This is a genomic window from Paenibacillus sinensis, assembly GCF_019904155.1.
Lineage (GTDB): Bacteria > Bacillota > Bacilli > Paenibacillales > Paenibacillaceae > Paenibacillus_AQ > Paenibacillus_AQ sinensis.
The window spans coordinates 1-873 of record NZ_JAHCMB010000102.1; the positions used below are offsets into that span (position 1 = coordinate 1).

General features: G+C 47.3%; 1 protein-coding gene. It reads right to left on the minus strand.

What is annotated here, in order from left to right; translation table 11 throughout:
• Positions 1–373 precede the first annotated feature (373 nt).
• On the minus strand, positions 374–742 hold the full coding sequence (locus KIH86_RS10725; RefSeq protein ID WP_223110464.1) for a hypothetical protein: 369 nt from the start codon (positions 740–742) through the stop codon (positions 374–376).
• Positions 743–873 lie beyond the last annotated feature (131 nt).

Genomic DNA, 873 nt, shown 5'->3' on the forward strand with positions numbered 1-873 from the left:
GCCCCCGACCCTCTACTTTTAAAAAAAGAGAGAGCAGAGCCTTTTGGCTTGTCCTGGTTGTGTCTGCCTTGTATGTAAGCCCAGAAAATCAAAAAGGCCCTCCCGATCCCACAAAGGGATACAGGAGGGCCGTAACATGTCTGTTTTATCATTGATTCCGGCTGAAAAATCCAGTACAATGAAGGCATAGAGCCATGTTTTAGCGCGCCTGTTTCGCCGATGTCGTAGATCGGTGCAACAGCTTAGGGTTTGGTAGACCCTAGCCGTGTGAAACGTGGCCTTTTATATTTCCGATGTGAAAATATTACCACGATTCACTAGATTATGACTAGGGCTTTTTGCGTTATTGTCCAAAAAATGTCGATCTTAGGTTCTATATAGAGCCTACGTTCTCGTTTTTTTGCATGTTTATACCTTTGTTTTCCTTTTTCTTGTAAATCTCTTGCTTTATTATTTTAAAAAGACGGTAACAACCGATCACCACCATATAGGCATATCCCGCGATTGGCAACAGCAGCAACAGTACATAGGACATTATGAGATTGCCCGCTTGAGTCCCCAGGTCGTGCACGATCCTGGAGACTACTGCATGTATGTCTGGATCTGCAAGTATCCGCTGCTTGATCTGATTAGCTGCCCCTGATGATGCGCCAGGAAACGCCCACCCCCAAAATACCGCCTCGATTGCAGTCAAGATCACAGTTACAGTAAGGCTCTTATGGCTCTTAATCCACTTAAACATCACGCCCTCCCTTGTGCAGCATGCCGCTGCGCTGCTGCTCCATACGCTCCACAAACCCGACAGACCGGTTATAAGATCGCTCGTGATGCAGCGCAAAGTCCCGCAGGGTTTGCTCAATGCTGGCCGTGTCC

Bases quoted from the DNA above. Each gene is read 5' to 3' on its own strand.
- KIH86_RS10725 (WP_223110464.1), bottom strand. From the start codon at position 742: ATGTTTAAGTGGATTAAGAGCCATAAGAGCCTTACTGTAACTGTGATC.